Annotated in this window: 18 protein-coding genes; 9 read left to right on the top strand and 9 right to left on the bottom strand. The window is 71.0% G+C overall.

Translation table 11 applies throughout. From position 1 onward, the window contains the following. Positions 1-27: 27 nt before the first annotated feature. Positions 28-1,308, bottom strand: coding sequence for an MDR family MFS transporter (locus tag IW249_RS06605; RefSeq protein ID WP_196919941.1), 1,281 nt, complete (start codon positions 1,306-1,308; stop codon positions 28-30). A 152-nt stretch (positions 1,309-1,460) separates the two neighbouring features. On the opposite strand from IW249_RS06605, the gene IW249_RS06600 reads away from it, so the two are divergent. Beyond that, entirely contained in the window at positions 1,461-2,228 is a 768-nt protein-coding gene (locus IW249_RS06600) for a phosphoglyceromutase (RefSeq protein WP_196919940.1), read from the top strand. Positions 2,229-2,292: 64 nt separating this feature from the next. Here IW249_RS06600 and phoU read toward each other — a convergent pair whose 3' ends face one another. Next, on the bottom strand, positions 2,293-2,946 hold the full coding sequence (phoU, locus tag IW249_RS06595) for a phosphate signaling complex protein PhoU (protein WP_196919939.1): 654 nt from the start codon (positions 2,944-2,946) through the stop codon (positions 2,293-2,295). Between the two features lie 204 nt (positions 2,947-3,150). Between phoU and IW249_RS06590 the strand changes: the two genes are divergently transcribed. Together IW249_RS06590 and IW249_RS06585 are read left to right on the top strand one after the other, a co-directional pair. Continuing rightward, the gene (locus IW249_RS06590; RefSeq protein ID WP_196919938.1) at positions 3,151-4,434 is read left to right on the top strand and encodes a sensor histidine kinase; all 1,284 of its coding nucleotides are present in this window, start codon (positions 3,151-3,153) and stop codon (positions 4,432-4,434) included. 24 nt (positions 4,435-4,458) lie between these two features. Next, on the top strand, positions 4,459-5,142 hold the full coding sequence (locus IW249_RS06585) for a response regulator (RefSeq protein WP_030329696.1): 684 nt from the start codon (positions 4,459-4,461) through the stop codon (positions 5,140-5,142). A 61-nt stretch (positions 5,143-5,203) separates the two neighbouring features. On the opposite strand, the gene IW249_RS06580 is transcribed toward IW249_RS06585, so the two are convergent. Continuing rightward, entirely contained in the window at positions 5,204-5,857 is a 654-nt protein-coding gene (locus tag IW249_RS06580; RefSeq protein ID WP_196919937.1) for an NADPH-dependent F420 reductase, read from the bottom strand. A 342-nt stretch (positions 5,858-6,199) separates the two neighbouring features. Here IW249_RS06580 and IW249_RS06575 point away from each other — a divergent pair, with 342 nt between their 5' ends. Beyond that, complete coding sequence (locus IW249_RS06575; protein ID WP_196919936.1) at positions 6,200-6,778, top strand: TetR/AcrR family transcriptional regulator; 579 nt, start codon at positions 6,200-6,202, stop codon at positions 6,776-6,778. A gap of 12 nt (positions 6,779-6,790) precedes the next feature. Here IW249_RS06575 and IW249_RS06570 read toward each other — a convergent pair whose 3' ends face one another. The 3 genes from IW249_RS06570 to IW249_RS06560 are packed head-to-tail and all read right to left on the bottom strand — an operon-like array spanning position 6,791 to position 8,207. Next, positions 6,791-7,174 carry a type II toxin-antitoxin system death-on-curing family toxin gene (locus tag IW249_RS06570; RefSeq protein WP_196919935.1) on the bottom strand — a complete coding sequence of 128 codons (384 nt, stop codon included), beginning with the start codon at positions 7,172-7,174 and terminating at the stop codon, positions 6,791-6,793. Next, positions 7,174-7,374, bottom strand: coding sequence for a ribbon-helix-helix domain-containing protein (locus tag IW249_RS06565; RefSeq protein WP_145790112.1), 201 nt, complete (start codon positions 7,372-7,374; stop codon positions 7,174-7,176). The genes IW249_RS06570 and IW249_RS06565 overlap by 1 nt, the downstream gene beginning before the upstream one ends. A gap of 35 nt (positions 7,375-7,409) precedes the next feature. After that, positions 7,410-8,207, bottom strand: coding sequence for a DUF3109 family protein (locus IW249_RS06560; protein WP_196924662.1), 798 nt, complete (start codon positions 8,205-8,207; stop codon positions 7,410-7,412). An 80-nt stretch (positions 8,208-8,287) separates the two neighbouring features. Between IW249_RS06560 and IW249_RS06555 the strand changes: the two genes are divergently transcribed. Next, complete coding sequence (locus IW249_RS06555; RefSeq protein ID WP_196919934.1) at positions 8,288-9,232, top strand: Ppx/GppA phosphatase family protein; 945 nt, start codon at positions 8,288-8,290, stop codon at positions 9,230-9,232. Positions 9,233-9,307: 75 nt separating this feature from the next. Next, complete coding sequence (locus IW249_RS06550; RefSeq protein WP_196919933.1) at positions 9,308-10,114, top strand: sugar phosphate isomerase/epimerase family protein; 807 nt, start codon at positions 9,308-9,310, stop codon at positions 10,112-10,114. A gap of 31 nt (positions 10,115-10,145) precedes the next feature. Here IW249_RS06550 and IW249_RS06545 read toward each other — a convergent pair whose 3' ends face one another. Genes IW249_RS06545 through IW249_RS06535 form a run of 3 tightly spaced genes read right to left on the bottom strand, consistent with a single transcriptional unit; the run spans position 10,146 to position 12,193 of the window. Beyond that, positions 10,146-10,733 carry a CGNR zinc finger domain-containing protein gene (locus IW249_RS06545; protein WP_091402753.1) on the bottom strand — a complete coding sequence of 196 codons (588 nt, stop codon included), beginning with the start codon at positions 10,731-10,733 and terminating at the stop codon, positions 10,146-10,148. 19 nt (positions 10,734-10,752) lie between these two features. Next, complete coding sequence (locus IW249_RS06540) at positions 10,753-11,919, bottom strand: glutathionylspermidine synthase family protein (RefSeq protein ID WP_196919932.1); 1,167 nt, start codon at positions 11,917-11,919, stop codon at positions 10,753-10,755. Position 11,920: 1 nt separating this feature from the next. Further along, on the bottom strand, positions 11,921-12,193 hold the full coding sequence (locus IW249_RS06535) for a hypothetical protein (protein WP_307788538.1): 273 nt from the start codon (positions 12,191-12,193) through the stop codon (positions 11,921-11,923). Positions 12,194-12,299: 106 nt separating this feature from the next. On the opposite strand from IW249_RS06535, the gene IW249_RS06530 reads away from it, so the two are divergent. The 3 genes from IW249_RS06530 (at position 12,300) to IW249_RS34950 (ending at position 14,696) form a co-directional block, all read left to right on the top strand. Continuing rightward, a complete protein-coding gene (locus IW249_RS06530) occupies positions 12,300-13,220 on the top strand; it encodes a proline dehydrogenase family protein (protein WP_196919931.1) in 921 nt (306 codons plus the stop codon). Between the two features lie 107 nt (positions 13,221-13,327). After that, a complete protein-coding gene (locus IW249_RS06525) occupies positions 13,328-14,128 on the top strand; it encodes an alpha/beta fold hydrolase (protein WP_196919930.1) in 801 nt (266 codons plus the stop codon). Beyond that, positions 14,121-14,696, top strand: coding sequence for a TetR/AcrR family transcriptional regulator (locus tag IW249_RS34950; RefSeq protein ID WP_196919929.1), 576 nt, complete (start codon positions 14,121-14,123; stop codon positions 14,694-14,696). Before IW249_RS06525 ends, IW249_RS34950 begins: the two co-directional genes overlap by 8 nt. The last annotated feature ends 46 nt before the right edge of the window (positions 14,697-14,742 follow it).

Genomic DNA, 14,742 nt, shown 5'->3' with positions numbered 1-14,742 from the left:
GGAAATCCGGCACCGCCGCGCCACTCATTACGCCTCGGCGGGCTGCGGGGCCCGGGAGGCGGTGGTCGGTGCCAGTGCCTCGCCGGAGCCGCGCAGTGCGACCGCCCGCCGTTCCCGGGCCGGCCCGGACACCAGGTGGGCCACAGCGGTCAGGAGGCCGAGCGCCGCGCAGCCGTACCAGAGCGTGTCGTTGCCGGCGTGCTCGCGCACCAGTCCACCGAGGATCGGCGCGCTGGCCCCGGCGATCTGCCACGAGAGGGAGAACACGCCCTGGTAGCGACCGCGCAGTTCGGCCGGGGACAGCTCGGCGATCAGCGTGGAGTTGGAGGGCGAGTTCAGCATCTCCCCGACCGTCCAGATCAGCACGGTCAGCCCGTAGAACCAGGGGGTGCCGGCGAACGCGGTCAGCCCGAACCCGACGCCCATCACCACGGATGCCAGCGCGAGCACGTGTGAGCGGCTCCGTCCGCGGATCAGTCGGGGCACGAAGAGCTGGCCGACCACGATGAGGATGCCGTTGAGTGCGATCACCGAGCCGTAGGTGGCCGGGCTCAGACCGTCGTCACCCATCGCGATCGGCAGCATCGAGATGTGCTGAAGGAACACCAGCGCGGCGAACAGGTTGAGTGCCACGAAGCCGAGGTAGACCCGGTCGGTGAGGATCGTGCGCAGCGCGCCTCGCGGAGCCGCTGCTGACGTGACGGCGGTGGCGGGGCCGGCCTGCCGGGTCTCCGGCACCTTGCTGAAGATGATCAGCGCGGTGATCAGCATGGTGCCTGCGTCGACGACGAAGAGCAGCAGGTAGTCGGCCTGGGCGGCGAGGCCGGCGAGGACGGCGGCGCAGGCGAAGCCCAGGTTGATCGCCCAGTAGTTGAGCGAGAAGGCGCGCAGCCGGTCCTTCGCCGGCACCACGTCGATCATCATCGCCCCGAACGCGGGTCGGGCCGCCTCGGCGAACATGCCGAGCAGCAGCGCGCCCAGCGCCACCGCCCAGAGGTCCCGGGCCAGCCCGAGCGCGAGCATCATGGCCGCCGCGCCCACGTGGGCGGTGAGCAGCGTCGGCCGGCGGCCCCACCGGTCGGCGAGGGTGCCGCCGGCGGTGGTGCCGAACGCCCCGCCGACGCCCCAGAGGCCGATCACCAGGCCGGCCTGCGAGGCCGAGAAGCCACGTTCCTGGGTCAGGTAGATGGCGAGGAAGACGAGGACGAACGAGCCGAGCCGGTTGATCAGGGTGCCGGACCAGAGGTACCAGAAGGTGGTCGGTAAGCCGCCGGTGGTGTCCCGGAACCAACTCCGCATCGTCCGCATATGGCGCCCCGCTTGCAAGTAATGACCGATGTGACTGGCGTGCCTTACAACCCTAGTGGCGGGCGGATCCGCTGGTCATCAGCTTTTTCACGTGGTGGTCGTCACGACGGCTGCCCGCGTGTCCGTCGGGCGGTTGAGGCAGGATGATCCGCATGACTGCGAGCGAAGGGCCCACCGTCGGGACGCTGGTCCTGCTGCGACACGGTGAGAGCGACTGGAATGCCAAGAACCTCTTCACCGGCTGGGTGGACGTCGACCTGACCGAGAAGGGCGAGGGCGAAGCGAGGCGCGGCGGCGAGTTGATGCGCGAGCACAGCCTGCTGCCGGACGTCGTGCACACCAGCGTGATGCGTCGCGCCATCCGCACCGCCGAGCTGGCGCTCAACGCCGCCGACCGGCACTGGATCGCCGTCCGCCGGTCGTGGCGGCTCAACGAGCGGCACTACGGCGCCCTGCAGGGCAAGAACAAGAAGCAGACCCTCGACGAGTACGGCGAGGAGCAGTTCATGCTCTGGCGCCGCTCGTACGACACCCCGCCGCCGCCGATCGACGACAACGACGAGTGGTCGCAGGTGGGTGACCCGCGCTACGCGCTGCTGCCGACCGAGCTGATGCCGCGCACCGAGTGCCTCAAGGACGTCGTCGAGCGGATGCTGCCCTACTGGTACGACTCGATCGTGCCGGACATCCTGGCCGGCCGGACGGTGCTGGTGGCCGCGCACGGCAACTCGCTGCGCGCCCTCGTCAAGCACCTCGACCAGATCTCCGACGAGGCGATCGCCAAGCTGAACATCCCGACGGGCATCCCGCTGCGCTACGACCTCGACCCGCAGCTGCGCCCGCTCACGCTGGGCGGCACCTACCTCGACCCGACCGCCGCGAAGGCCGCCGCCGCGGCGGTGGCCAACCAGGGGCGCTGAGCCAGCCGAAAGGGGCCCCTCGTCATCGCGGAGAGCGATGGCGAGGGGCCCCTTTCCGTGCCGGTCAGTTGCTGTTGGGCGCGCTCTCCCCGGTGATCAGGTAGATCACGTGCTCGCCGGCGTTGACAGCGTGGTCGGCGAAGCGCTCGTAGAAGCGGCCCAGCAGGGTGGCGTCGATCGCCGTCTCCACCCCGTACGGCCAGTCGTCGCCGAGCAGCACCGCGAACAGGTTCTTGTGCAGCTCGTCCATGGCGTCGTCGTCGCGGTCCAGCTCGCCGGCGAGGTCGGCGTCGGGCTTCGCCAGCACCGAACCGATCTTGACGGCCATCCGGTCGGCGATCTCGGACATCTCGGTGAAGACCGTCCGCAGCTCGGCCGGGACGGCGGGGGAGGGGTGCCGGCGCAGCGCGGTCTTGGCCACGTGCTCGGCGAGGTCGCCCATCCGCTCCAGATCAGCTGCCACGTGCAGCGCGGTGATCATCGCCCGGAGGTCGGAGGCGACCGGCGCCTGTCGGGCGAGCAGGTCACAGACCCGCTCCTCGACGTGCCGGTAGAGGTCGTCGATCTCGGCGTCCCGCTCGATGACCGTCTCGGCGGCCTGCCGGTCGGCGGTGAGCAGGGCCCGGGTGGCCTGGCGCATGGCGGCGCGGACGCCCTCCGCCATGTCCACCAGCAGTTGGCTGACGATCTGGAGGTCGGCCCGGAACTCGTCGCGCATCATCACGTCCTGTGGTCGGTCGCCGCCGACGGGTGCCGGCGCAGGGGGTTGAGCAGGTGCGACGCCAACGGTAGGGCGCGTGGACGGATCCCGGATGAACCACGGTGAACGACGCCAGACGTGGGGGTGAACACTTCCGTAAGTGAGGGTAGTTCGTCCCGGTCTGTGTGGTAGCCAGGTTAACAATGACCCTACGATCGCCGGGTGGAGTGGGCGGTGGCGGTCGTGGTGGCCGTGGCGTTGGTGGCCGGGATGGCCGCCGGTCTGCTGCTGCCCCGGTTCCTGCCGAGGCGGGGCGGCCGCTCCACGTCGACGGGGAGCGTCAGCTTCCGCTGGAGCAGGGGGAGGCCCGCGATAGCCGACGAGCAGCAGGCCGGGCTCGGCCGCCGGACGATCGACTCACTCCGGGCCGGTGTCGTGGTACTGGACAACGACGACGTCCCCGTGTTGATCAACCCGGCCGCCCGCGCGATGGGGCTGCTGCGTACCGGCAGCACCCCCGGCTCAATCGCCGCGCACCCGCTGATCCGTACCCTTGCCGGCCAGGTGCGACGCACCGGCGTGCGGCGCGAGATCGAGCTGGACCTGCCCCGGGGTCGCGACAGCGCGGGGGAGAATCCGCTCGGCGTACACCTGCGGGCGATGGGTCTCGGCAACGGCTTCATCGCTGTCGAGGCGGTCGACGTGACCGAGTCACACCGGCTGACCCGGGTGCGACGCGACTTCGTGGCCAACGTGAGCCACGAGCTGAAGACCCCGATCGGGGCCCTGCAACTGCTCGCCGAGGCGTTGCTGGACGCGACCGAGCCGGCCGACGTGGCGACGCCCGACCTCTCCGAGGACCTGGTGGCCGCCCGCCGGTTCGCCGAACGGATCCAGCACGAGTCGACCCGGCTGGGTCGGCTGGTGCAGGAGTTGCTGGAGCTGACCCGGTTGCAGGGGGCTGAGCCGCAGCCGCCACCGGAGCCGGTCGCGCTGGACTGGGTGATCGCCGAGGTGGTCGACCGGACGCGCACCACGGCCTCCGCCCGGGGTGTCGCGGTGACAGTGGACGGGCAGCGTGGCCTGACCGCGTACGGCAGCGACTCCCAACTCGCCACGGCGGTGGCGAACCTGGTGGAGAACGCCATCAACTACTCGGGCGAGGACACCACGGTCCGGGTGACCCTGCGCGGCGACGACGAGCACGTCGAGGTCGCCGTCGCCGACCAGGGCATCGGTATCGCCCCCACCGACGTCGATCGGATCTTCGAGCGGTTCTACCGGGCCGACCAGGCCCGCTCGCGTGCCACCGGCGGCACCGGGCTCGGCCTGGCGATCGTGAAACACATTGCGAGCAACCATGGCGGACGGGTCGAGGTGTCGAGCACTCTTGGTGGTGGATCGACGTTCACCCTCCGGCTGCCCGCCAGTCCACCGGACGACCTCCTGGCGACACTGCCGCCGGTTGGGATCGAGTCCGGTCCGACTGGGCTACGGCAGGTCTGACAGCAAATGGAAAGGAAATCCCCGTTGAGCCGCGTTCTCGTGGTCGAGGACGAGGAGTCGTTCTCCGACGCCTTGTCGTACATGCTCCGTAAGGAGGGCTTTGAGGTTTCGGTCGCCGCGACCGGCACCGACGCCCTCACCGAGTTCGACCGGACCGGCGCCGACATCGTGCTGCTCGACCTGATGTTGCCCGAGATGTCGGGGACCGAGGTCTGCCGGCAGTTGCGGCAGCGCTCCGCCGTGCCGATCATCATGGTCACCGCCCGGGACAGCGAGATCGACAAGGTGGTCGGGCTGGAGATCGGCGCTGACGACTACGTCACGAAGCCGTACTCGCCGCGGGAACTGGTCGCCCGGATCCGGGCGGTGCTGCGCCGGCAGAGCCCGGAGGTCGCCGAGGCGGGTGCGCCGACGCTGGCCGCCGGCCCGGTGCGGATGGACATCGAGCGGCACGTGGTGACAGTCGACGGCGGGGCCGTACAGCTGCCGCTGAAGGAATTCGAACTGCTGGAGCTGCTGCTGCGCAACGCGGGCCGGGTGCTCACCCGCGGCCAGCTCATCGACCGGGTCTGGGGCGCCGACTACGTCGGTGACACCAAGACGCTTGACGTGCACGTCAAGCGGCTCCGCTCCAAGATCGAGCCGGAGCCGTCGGCGCCGCGCTTCATCGTGACCGTCCGGGGTCTGGGCTACAAGTTCGAGCCGTGATCGGCGTACTCGAAGGGGGTCTGCGTTCGACGCAGGCCCCCTTCGGCCTGTCGGCCCTCGGTCAGCGGACGACCTTGATGTTGAACATGGCGGTGTCGAGCCGCCCGTAGAGTCGTAGCCAGAGCGGCAGCAGCATCTCGACGCCCCGGGCGGTCGAGATGTCACCGAGGTCGATGACGTCGGTGTGCCCGAAGCTGACGAGCAGCTCGGTGACGATCCGTTTGGCTTCCGCGTCGTCGCCGGAGACGAAGACGCTGTGCGCGCCGTCGGCGAGCTGACGTGGGCGCACCATCAGCTCCGCCGTCAGCGTGTTGAGTGACTTGACGACCTTGGTCTGCGGAAACTCACGCTGGATCCGTTCGGCGAGGGAGTCGGTGTTGTGCACCGACAGGGTGGGCGGGAAGCCCGCACCGAAGTCGAGCGGGTTGGAGATGTCGAGCACGATCTTGCCGGACAGGTTCGCCGCGCCGGCCGCGGTGAGCGCGGGCAGGGAGCCGTCGCCACTTGTGGCGTTGACCACCAGGTCGGCGTCGACGGCCGCGTCTGCCTGGGTCGCCAGGCCCACCTCGGGATGCTGCGCCGCCCAGGCCGCGTACTCGCCGGCCCGGGTGGTCGCGACGTCCCGGGTGCCGATGGTCACCTGGTGGCCCAACTCCGCCGTACGAGCGGCGATCGCCCGCCCGACCGATCCGGTTCCGAAAACTGCGATACGCATGTCGATCGCTCCTCCGTCGTGGCGCGGAGCGGGCTCGCGCCGAATGGCGAGCAGGCTAACAGACAGGTCTGTCTACTGCTGTCCCCTTGCCGCGTCCCAAGGCTGGCGCCGCCCTGCGGACGGCCCTGCGGTGTGCGATGGGGATGGGGATGGGGATGGACTCTGCTGGAGGACCTTTGGAGCTGATGTCGCAAACGAATCACCCGCTGATGTCGTAAGCGATTCAGCTCCAAAGGCCGCCCACCTGACACCCCCGCCTCCTCGCCCGCGTCACCGCACCGGGGCCGACAGACGGAACTGTCGGTATGATCAAGCCGACACCAGCAGATCAAGGGAGTACCGATGCCCGCGCCACGCACTCCGGCCGGCTCGGCCCGGGACCGGATCCTGGACACCGCGTTCCGACTCTTCTACGCGCACGGGCCGCGTGGCGTCGGGGTGGACACGGTCATCGCCGAGTCGGGCGTGGCCAAGGCGACGCTCTACAAGCACTTCCCACGCAAGGACGATCTGGTGCTGGCCTACCTGGATCGGGTCGACCAGGCGTGGTTCGGTGCGCTGCGGGCCGCGGCAAGGGATGCCGGCGACGAGCCGCGCGACCAGCTGATCGGGATGTTCGACGCGTTGGCCGGCGCCTGCCGCCGCGACGGCTACCACGGCTGCGCGTTCATCAACACCGCCGCCGAGTCACCTGCCGGCGGCCCGGTGCACGCCCGGACGGTCGAACACAAGACCGTGGTCCGCGCCTGGGTGACCGAGCTGGCCCGTCAGGCGGGCGCGGCCCACCCGGAGTTGCTCGCCCGGCAGCTCACCCTGTTGCTCGACGGTGGGCTCGCCAGCGGCGTGCTGGACGGAGACCCGGCGATCGCCGAGGCGGCCCGGCGCAGCGCCCGCACGATCGTCGACGCGGCGTTGAGCTGACGGGCGCCCAGCTCAGAACAGCTTGCGTAACACCGCGGCGATCTCGGCCACCTCCGTCAGCCGGCTCTCGGTAACGCTGATGACCAGGTCGTACGCGATGTCCTGGTCGACCTCGTCGAGCTGATCGATGGTGACGGCGTGATTCTGGAGCAGGAAGGTGATGGCCACGATCCAGCCGATCCGCTTGTTGCCGTCCACGAACGGGTGGTTGTTGACAAGCGAGTGCAGCAGTGCCGCCGCCTTGGTCCACAGGTCGGGGTAGGCGTCTTCACCGAACACGCTCGTCTGCGGCCGGGCCACCGCCGACTCGACGAGACCGGCGTCCCTGATCCCAACGCCGATCTTGCGGGCGATGCTCGCCACGTCAGCGAGCGTGGGGTAACGGATCTCCGTCATCACTCCGCCAGGCGAGCGAGCAGCGTGGCGTGGCGTTCGATGATTTCGTCAGCGAGGTCGCCGAACTCCTTGGCGTTCCGCCGAGCGAGGTAGTCGTCGATCGCGGTGACGACGACGGCGTGCATCGACCGCGCCTCTTCGTCCGCAACGAGTCGGAGTCGCCGTTCACGGTCGTCGTCAAGTCGAAGCGTCATAGCCATGACCTGAATGGTAGCAAGATTGCTACCAAGATCCGCTAGACCTCGTCGGCCGGGTGCGGGGCGATCATGCCCTGCTTCGTCCTGGTCGCGCACAGCTCGGCCAACCGCTCGTACGCGGCAGCGCCGATCAGCGCGGTCAGCTCCGGCCCGTACGACAGGTACATCGGCTCGGTGCCGACGTGCGCGTCCGTCGAGGAGGTGCACCACCAGTCCAGGTCGTGCCCGCCGGCTCCCCACCCCCGCCGGTCGAACTCGGACAGCGTGGAGACCAGCACCTTGCTGTTGTCCGGCCGCTTCACCCAGTCCTGATCGCGGCGGATCGGCAGCTGCCAACAGACGTCCGGCTTGTATTCCAACGGGTGCACCCCGTCGCGCAGCGCTTGGGCGTGCAGGGCGCAACCGCCCCCGCCGGCGAAGTCGGCGTCGTTGAGGAACACACACGGACCGTCGGCGCCCTGGGTGGCGGTGCGGCGGGCCGGGTTCTTGCCGTCGATGGTGTCCTCGTCGGTCCAGTTCTTGAAGCCGCGACGGAAATGCTGCCAGGTCGACGGGGCGAGCCGCCGGACGGCGTTGCGAACCCGCTTCTCGTCGTCCGAGTCGGTGAAGAACGCCCCGTGCGAGCAGCAACCGTCGGCGGCCCGGCCGGCGATGATGCCGTGGCAACCCTTGCCGAAGATGCAGGTCCAGCGGGAGAGCAACCAGGTCAGGTCGGCCCGGATCAGGTGCGTCTCGTCGGCCGGATCGGTGAACTCGATCCACTCCCGAGGGAAGTCCAGGGGCACCTCGCGGCTGCGCGGGTCACCCGGGTCGTCCACCAGCACACGGAGCTCCATCGTCACTCGGCCCAGCGTACGCGCGGTCACGTCCGCAGGCCGGTGAGCCGCGCAAACGTGTTGCGCCTAGGGTCTTCACCATGCGACTGGGTGTCCTCGACGTCGGATCCAACACGGTGCATCTCCTCGTGGTGGACGCGCACCACGGCGCGCACCCGTGGCCGGCGCACTCCGAGAAGGTGGTGCTCCGGCTGGCCGAGCAGATCGGCCCGGACGGCGCGCTGACCGAGGCGGGCGCGGACGGCCTGGTCAAGGCGGTGGGCATGGCCAAGGCGGCGGCCACCGGGTTGGCGGCCGACGACCTGATCGCGTTCGCCACGTCCGCGGTGCGCGACGCCACAAACGCGGCCGAGGTGCTGGCCCGGGTCCGGGACGAGACCGGCGTACGCCTGGCGGTGCTCTCCGGTGCGGACGAGGCGCGGATGACGTTCCTGGCCGTGCGGCGGTGGTTCGGCTGGTCGGCGGGCCGGCTGCTGGTGCTGGACATCGGCGGCGGCTCGTTGGAGATCGCCGCCGGCATCGACGAGGACCCGGACGTCGCTGTCTCCCTGCCACTCGGGGCGGGTCGGCTGACCCGGGAGCGGCTGCGGGTCGATCCGGCCAGTGCGGCCCCGCCGTCGGCGGAGGCCGTCGACAAGCTCCGGGAGTACGTGGACGGCCGGCTGGACAAGGTCGTCGACCAGATGACCGAGGTGGGCTGGGGTCGGGCGGTGGCCACCTCGAAGACGTTCCGCACCCTGGCCCGACTGGCCGGGGCGGCCCCGTCCGGTTCCGGGTTGTGGGTGCGACGCAGCCTGACCCGGGCCGGCCTGCGGCAGGTCATCGGCTTCATCCGGCATATCCCACCGGCGCAGTTGATGGAGTTGGAGGGGGTCAGCACGGGTCGGGCACACCAGTTGCTGGCTGGTGCCGTGGTCGCCGAGGCGGTGATGCGCCGCCTGGATCTGGACTCGCTGGACATCTGCCCGTGGGCGCTGCGGGAGGGTGTCATCCTCCGCCGGCTCGATCAACTGGAGCCGATCTGATCCGGAGGCCGTTTTCGGTAGGTTTGCCGGCGCTCGTCACGATGCCCCCGGCGCTGCCGGGCTACGCTGGCTGATGTGACTTCCCGCGTTCCCGTGCTCCTGTCCAGCTCGTCGGTCTTTCCCGAGCCGACCGCGGCGGCGTTCCAACTGGCCGCGGCGCTCGGTTACGACGGCGTCGAGGTGATGGTCTGGACCGACGTGGTCAGCCAGGACGCGGGCGCGCTGCGCGGCCTGTCCACGCACTACGACGTGCCGGTGCTCTCGGTGCACGCGCCCTGCCTGCTGGTCACCCAGCGGGTGTGGAGCCCGGACCCGTGGGAGCGGCTGCGCAAGGCCGCCGAGTTGGCCGAGACGCTGGGCGCGCCGACCGTCGTGGTGCACCCGCCGTTCACCTGGCAGCGCGAATACGCGCGAAACTTCGCCGAGGGTCTCGCCGCCGTCGCGGACCGGTTCCCCGGGCTGCGTTTCGCCGTGGAGAACATGTACCCGGTGCGGATGGCGGGTCGGCAGTTCGTCCCGTACGTGCCCGGCTGGGATCCGACCGACGCCGGCTACCCGTCGTACACCCTGGATCTGTCGCACTGCGCGGCCTCGCACAGCGACCCGCTGGAGATGGCCGACCGGATGGGCGCCGGGCTGGCGCACGTGCACCTCGGTGACGGCACCGGCGAGGGCCGCGACGAGCATCTGGTGCCCGGGCGGGGCACCCAGCCCTGCGGGGAGCTGCTCTCGTCGCTGGCCGGTCGAGGTTTCACCGGGGCGGTCGCGGTGGAGGTCGCCACCCGGGGCGCGAAGAGCCGCGCGGTGCGCGAGGCGGACCTGCGCGCCGCGCTGGAGTTCGCCCGCCAGCACCTGACCGCGTCGTCACCTGTCGACGCCTGACCCGTCCGCCCACGATCGGGCGGTGGCGGCGTCAGCTGACCGGCGAGAGGGAGTCTGCGGCGGAGGTCGGCTGCGGGGCGACAGTCACCTGCTCGCCGACCGCCGCCCGCTTGCGGGCGCGGTGCGCGGCGACGTGCGAGCGGGTGGCGCAGCGCTCCGAGCAGAACCGCCGGCAGCAGTTTGACGACGTGTCCAGGTAGACGTTGCCGCACCGCTCGTCGGCGCAGACCCCGAACCGGGCGCTGCCGTACTCGCAGAGCCAGACCGACAGCCCCCAGACCGCGCCGGCCAGGTATTCAGCACTGACCGAGGCACCCCGACTGGTCACGTGCATGTGCCAGTCGCTGGAGTCGTGCCCGGAGATGCGCGGCTGCACCGGGAACGCCTCCAGCAGCGCGTTCAGCTCGGTGACCGCCTGGGCGTCCCGCCCCGAGGTGCCGTACTCGAAGACGTCGCGCAACCGCTTCTGCGCCCGGCGGAAGATCGCCACGTCCCGGTCCGCGACCTCGTCGCGCATCCAGGCGTTCTCGTCGGGGAAGAGGGCTCGCAGGTCGTCGAGGTCGTCCAGGCGGGCGTTGACCAGGTCAACGCCGGTCCGGGCGTACGCGTCGAAGTTCACGCCCCCAACGGTAGACGACTCAGCGGGTGCGCGGCGCGTCGATGTAGTGCGGCAGGAACCGCGCGTAGCCGTCGGTGATCAGACTGGCGCTCTCCCGCACGCCCACGCCTGCCGACTCGCCGTCGACGATCCAGCTGCCCAGCACCATTCGGTTGCCGGCGAACTGCGGCAACGCCCGGAACTCCTGATAGCACCAGCCCTCGTCGCCGTAGATCCCCGGATTGGTGATCTCCTCATCGGCGGTGACGATGCGTACCGAACCGCCCTCGCGGCCGAGCAGTGGCTTGGCGACGTACTCCGGCATGCCGCGCGGCGAGTCGAGGTACGCCGGGAGCAGGTACTCGTGGCCGGGGTACAGCTCCCAGAGGACCGCGAGCAGCGCCTTGTTGGAGAGCAGCAGTTTCCAGGCCGGCTCGATCCAGGTGGTCGGGGTGCCCGGGGCCAGGGCCGCCGGCCCGTACGGCTCGGCCAGCATCCACTCCCACGGGTAGAGCTTGAAGCAGGTGGTCACCGGGCGGTCGTCGGCGTCGACGAAGCGTCGGCCGTCCCAGCCGATCTCCTGGATGGGTTGGAGCTCGACGGTCAGGCCGGCCTGCCGGGCGGTCTCGGCGAGGTAGCCGGCTGTCATGTGGTCCTCGCCGGACTCCTCCTCGTTCGACCAGAGCACGTGCACCCGGGGGTCGTGCAGCCCCGCCCCGATCTTGGCCCAGGCGCCGACCAGCCGCTCGTGCAGGCTGTTCCACTGGTCCAGCTCCGGCCGGGTCTGCTCCAGCCAGTACCACTGGATGATGCTCGCCTCGACCAGCGCGGTGGGGGTGTCCGCGTTGTACTCCAACATCTTCGGCGGCCAGGTGCCGTCGTACGCGAGGTCGAAGCGCCCGTACAGGGTGGGTGGCGCCTCGCGCAGCGACCGGGCCACCGCTTCGGCCGCCCACTCGGGGATGCCGAACTCGGCGTACCGGCGCTGCGCCACCACGTGCTCGGCGGCGGCCACCGACATCCGGTGCAGCTCCTCGGTGGCCTCCTCCAGCCGCAGCACCTCGTCGAGGTCGAAGGCGTACGCGGCGGTCTCGTCCCAGTACGACATGATCCCGCCGTCGGGCAGTTCGGTGTCGACGTAGACCAGCCCCTGCGACCGGATGGTGGCGTCCCAGTCGGGGCGCGGCGTGACCGACTCGCGGCGCACGTCAGCCGCCGCAGGCGGCGAGGTGGGTGCCGAATCCGCCGCGCTCGGGCAGGGCCGCCGTGGTCGGTTCCGGGGCGGTGCGACCGGCGGCCGGGTCGCTCACCCGCATCGCCAGCGCGACGGTGCCGCCGCCGCCGACCGGGCCGAGGGCGCAGTCGTCGTCATCGTCGTCGTCCGAGGTCATGTTGCAACCGGAGAGGGCAAGCGCGAGAGCGGTGAGCGCGCCGAGTTGCACGGAGGCCGATCGGAGCCGGCGGCGGGGGCGTTGGTCCACGGCATCGTTGTAGCCGATCGGCGCCACCGCCGCCGCCCCGCCCCCCGTGCCGAGCTGCCCGGCCGCCCCTCGGCAAGGGCCCTGGCAGGGGCGTTACGCTCGGCTCATGCTCCGTTCCGTCATCCTCGCCGCCTCCCGGTCATCCCAGGTCGAGCGGCTCGTCGCGACCGCCCCGTACACCCGGGACGTCGTCCGCCGGTTCGTCGCCGGCGCCGCCACCGACGACGCGTTGCGCGCGACCCGCGGGCTCGTCGACGACGGCCTCGCTGTCACCCTCGACCACCTCGGTGAGGACACCGTCACCCCCGAGCAGGCCACCGCCACCCGGGACGAATACCTGAAACTGCTGAAGATGCTCGGCGCCGCGGGGCTCACCCCGGCCGCCGAGGTGAGCGTGAAGCTCTCCGCCCTCGGCCAGATGTTCGACGAGCAGTTGGCGTACGACAACGCGCGGGCGATCTGCGCGGCGGCCGACGCGGCGGGCACCACCGTCACCCTGGACATGGAGGACCACACCACCACCGACTCGACGCTGGAGGTGCTGAGCCGGCTGCGCAAGGACTTCCCGTCGACCGGCGCGGTGCTCCAGGCGTACCTGCGCCGGACCGAGTCGGACTGCCGGGAGCTCTCCTCGGCCGGGTCGCGGGTGCGGCTGTGCAAGGGCGCCTACAAGGAGCCGGAGTCGGTGGCGTACCAGTCGGCCCGTGAGGTGGACAAGTCGTACGTGCGCTGCATGAACATCCTGATGTCCGGCGACGGGTACCCGATGCTGGCCACCCACGACCCACGGATGATCGCCATCGGCGAGGACCGGGCCCGGTGGTTCGACAGGGGGCCGGAGCGCTTCGAGTTCCAGATGCTCTACGGCATCCGCCCCGAGGAGCAGGCCCGGCTGGCCGGCGAGGGCTACACGGTGCGCACCTACGTCCCGTACGGCGACGAGTGGTACGGCTACCTGATGCGCCGGCTCGCCGAGCGCCCCGCGAACCTGGTCTTCTTCGGCCGCGCCCTGATCTCCAAGAAGTAACCTCTCCGACTCGGCCGACGGGCCGGCGGCGACCCGAAAGGTCGCCGCCGGCCCGTTTCGGTTTATCAGACTTGCCATCGTTGGCTAAGTGGCTTAGCTTTAAAGCTATGACAACTAGCCAGGTGCGGCGGGACGGCGGACACATCGCGTACGAGGTGCGGGGCGACGGGCCGCTGGTGGTCCTCGCGCACGGCATGGGGGAGAACAGGGCGAGCTTCCGGCACCTCGTTCCGCTGCTGGTGGCCGCCGGGCACCGGGTCGCCTCGGTCGACGTCCGGGGGCACGGCGAGTCCAGCGCCGGCTGGCCCACGTACGCCCCGGCGGAGGTCGGCGCGGACCTGCTGGCCGTGGTCAGCGACCTCGACGCCGGTCCGGCCGTGCTGGTCGGCAGCTCGTCCGCCGCGGCGGCGGTGGTCTTCGCCGCCACCGACGCGCCCGAGCTGGTCACCGGCATCGTGCAGATCGGCGCGTTCGTCGGTCAGCCGAAGCTCAACCCGCTGCTGCGGATGGCGATGTGGTCCGTGCTGCACAGCCCCCGACTCTTCGGGATGTTCCACAACACCCTGTTCCCGGTGCACAGGCCCGCCGACGACGCCGCGTACCGCCGCTCGATGGTGGCCAACCTGCGCGAGCCCGGCCGGATGGCCGCCACCCGTGGCGTGATCGCACCGGTCGAGCCGCACTGGACCGCCCGCGCCCCGCAGGCGCGGCAACCGGTGCTGGTGCTGATGGGCTCCAAGGACCCGGACTTCCCCGACCCGGGCGCGGAGGCGCGGGCCGCCCGCCGGCTCTTCGGCACCGCCGAGGCCCGGATGATCGAGGACTCCGGTCACTACCCGCACGCCGACCGGCCGCAGCGCACCGCCGAGGAGTTGCTCGGCTTCCTGGCGGTGTGTACCGGTGCCTAGGGTCGGCCTCAACCAGCAGGCCGTCGTACGGGAGGCGGCCCGGCTGGCCGACGAGGTCGGCTTCCAACAGCTCACCCTCGCCGCGCTCGCCAGCCGGCTCGGGGTCGCGCTACCGAGCCTCTACAAACATGTGAAGGGCGCCGACGCGCTGGTCCAGAAGCTCGCCGCACTGGCCACCGCCGAGCTGGCCACAGCGATGACCACCGCCGCCGTCGGCCGCTCCGGTGGCGACGCGCTCCGGGCCATGGCAGACGCCTACCGTGACTACGCCCTCCGGCACCCCGGCCGCTACCCGGCCACCCAGCGGGTGCCCGACCCGGCCGACGCGGAGCACGTCGAGGCGGGCGAACGGGCCGTCGGCGCCATCTTCGCTGTGCTGCGCGGGTACGGGCTCACCGGCGACGACGCCGTGGACGCGACCCGCGCGCTGCGCAGCGCCCTGCACGGTTTCGTGACCCTGGAGGCCGCGGGCGGCTTCGGCCTGCCCCGAGACGTCGACCGCTCGTACCACCAGTTGGTAGCGAGCATGGACATCTCGTTCCGCTCCTGGCCGCGCAGCGGCGGGTGAGCGGGCGGCCGGGCCGACCGGTCCGGGGCGGCCTCGCCGCGTTCAG

Source organism: Micromonospora vinacea (assembly GCF_015751785.1).
GTDB lineage: Bacteria > Actinomycetota > Actinomycetes > Mycobacteriales > Micromonosporaceae > Micromonospora > Micromonospora vinacea.
Note: the sequence above shows the minus strand (reverse complement) of the source record. Positions and strands in the feature narration are given on the sequence as shown.

What these genes read in the sequence shown, in the direction of transcription:
- IW249_RS06605 (WP_196919941.1), bottom strand. Translation starts at nt 1,308, where the DNA reads ATGCGGACGATGCGGAGTTGGTTCCGGGACACCACCGGCGGCTTACCG.
- IW249_RS06600 (WP_196919940.1), top strand. Translation starts at nt 1,461, where the DNA reads ATGACTGCGAGCGAAGGGCCCACCGTCGGGACGCTGGTCCTGCTGCGA.
- phoU (WP_196919939.1), bottom strand. Translation starts at nt 2,946, where the DNA reads ATGCGCGACGAGTTCCGGGCCGACCTCCAGATCGTCAGCCAACTGCTG.
- IW249_RS06580 (WP_196919937.1), bottom strand. Translation starts at nt 5,857, where the DNA reads ATGCGTATCGCAGTTTTCGGAACCGGATCGGTCGGGCGGGCGATCGCC.
- IW249_RS06575 (WP_196919936.1), top strand. Translation starts at nt 6,200, where the DNA reads ATGCCCGCGCCACGCACTCCGGCCGGCTCGGCCCGGGACCGGATCCTG.
- IW249_RS06570 (WP_196919935.1), bottom strand. Translation starts at nt 7,174, where the DNA reads ATGACGGAGATCCGTTACCCCACGCTCGCTGACGTGGCGAGCATCGCC.
- IW249_RS06565 (WP_145790112.1), bottom strand. Translation starts at nt 7,374, where the DNA reads ATGGCTATGACGCTTCGACTTGACGACGACCGTGAACGGCGACTCCGA.
- IW249_RS06560 (WP_196924662.1), bottom strand. Translation starts at nt 8,207, where the DNA reads ATGGAGCTCCGTGTGCTGGTGGACGACCCGGGTGACCCGCGCAGCCGC.
- IW249_RS06555 (WP_196919934.1), top strand. Translation starts at nt 8,288, where the DNA reads ATGCGACTGGGTGTCCTCGACGTCGGATCCAACACGGTGCATCTCCTC.
- IW249_RS06530 (WP_196919931.1), top strand. Translation starts at nt 12,300, where the DNA reads ATGCTCCGTTCCGTCATCCTCGCCGCCTCCCGGTCATCCCAGGTCGAG.
- IW249_RS06525 (WP_196919930.1), top strand. Translation starts at nt 13,328, where the DNA reads ATGACAACTAGCCAGGTGCGGCGGGACGGCGGACACATCGCGTACGAG.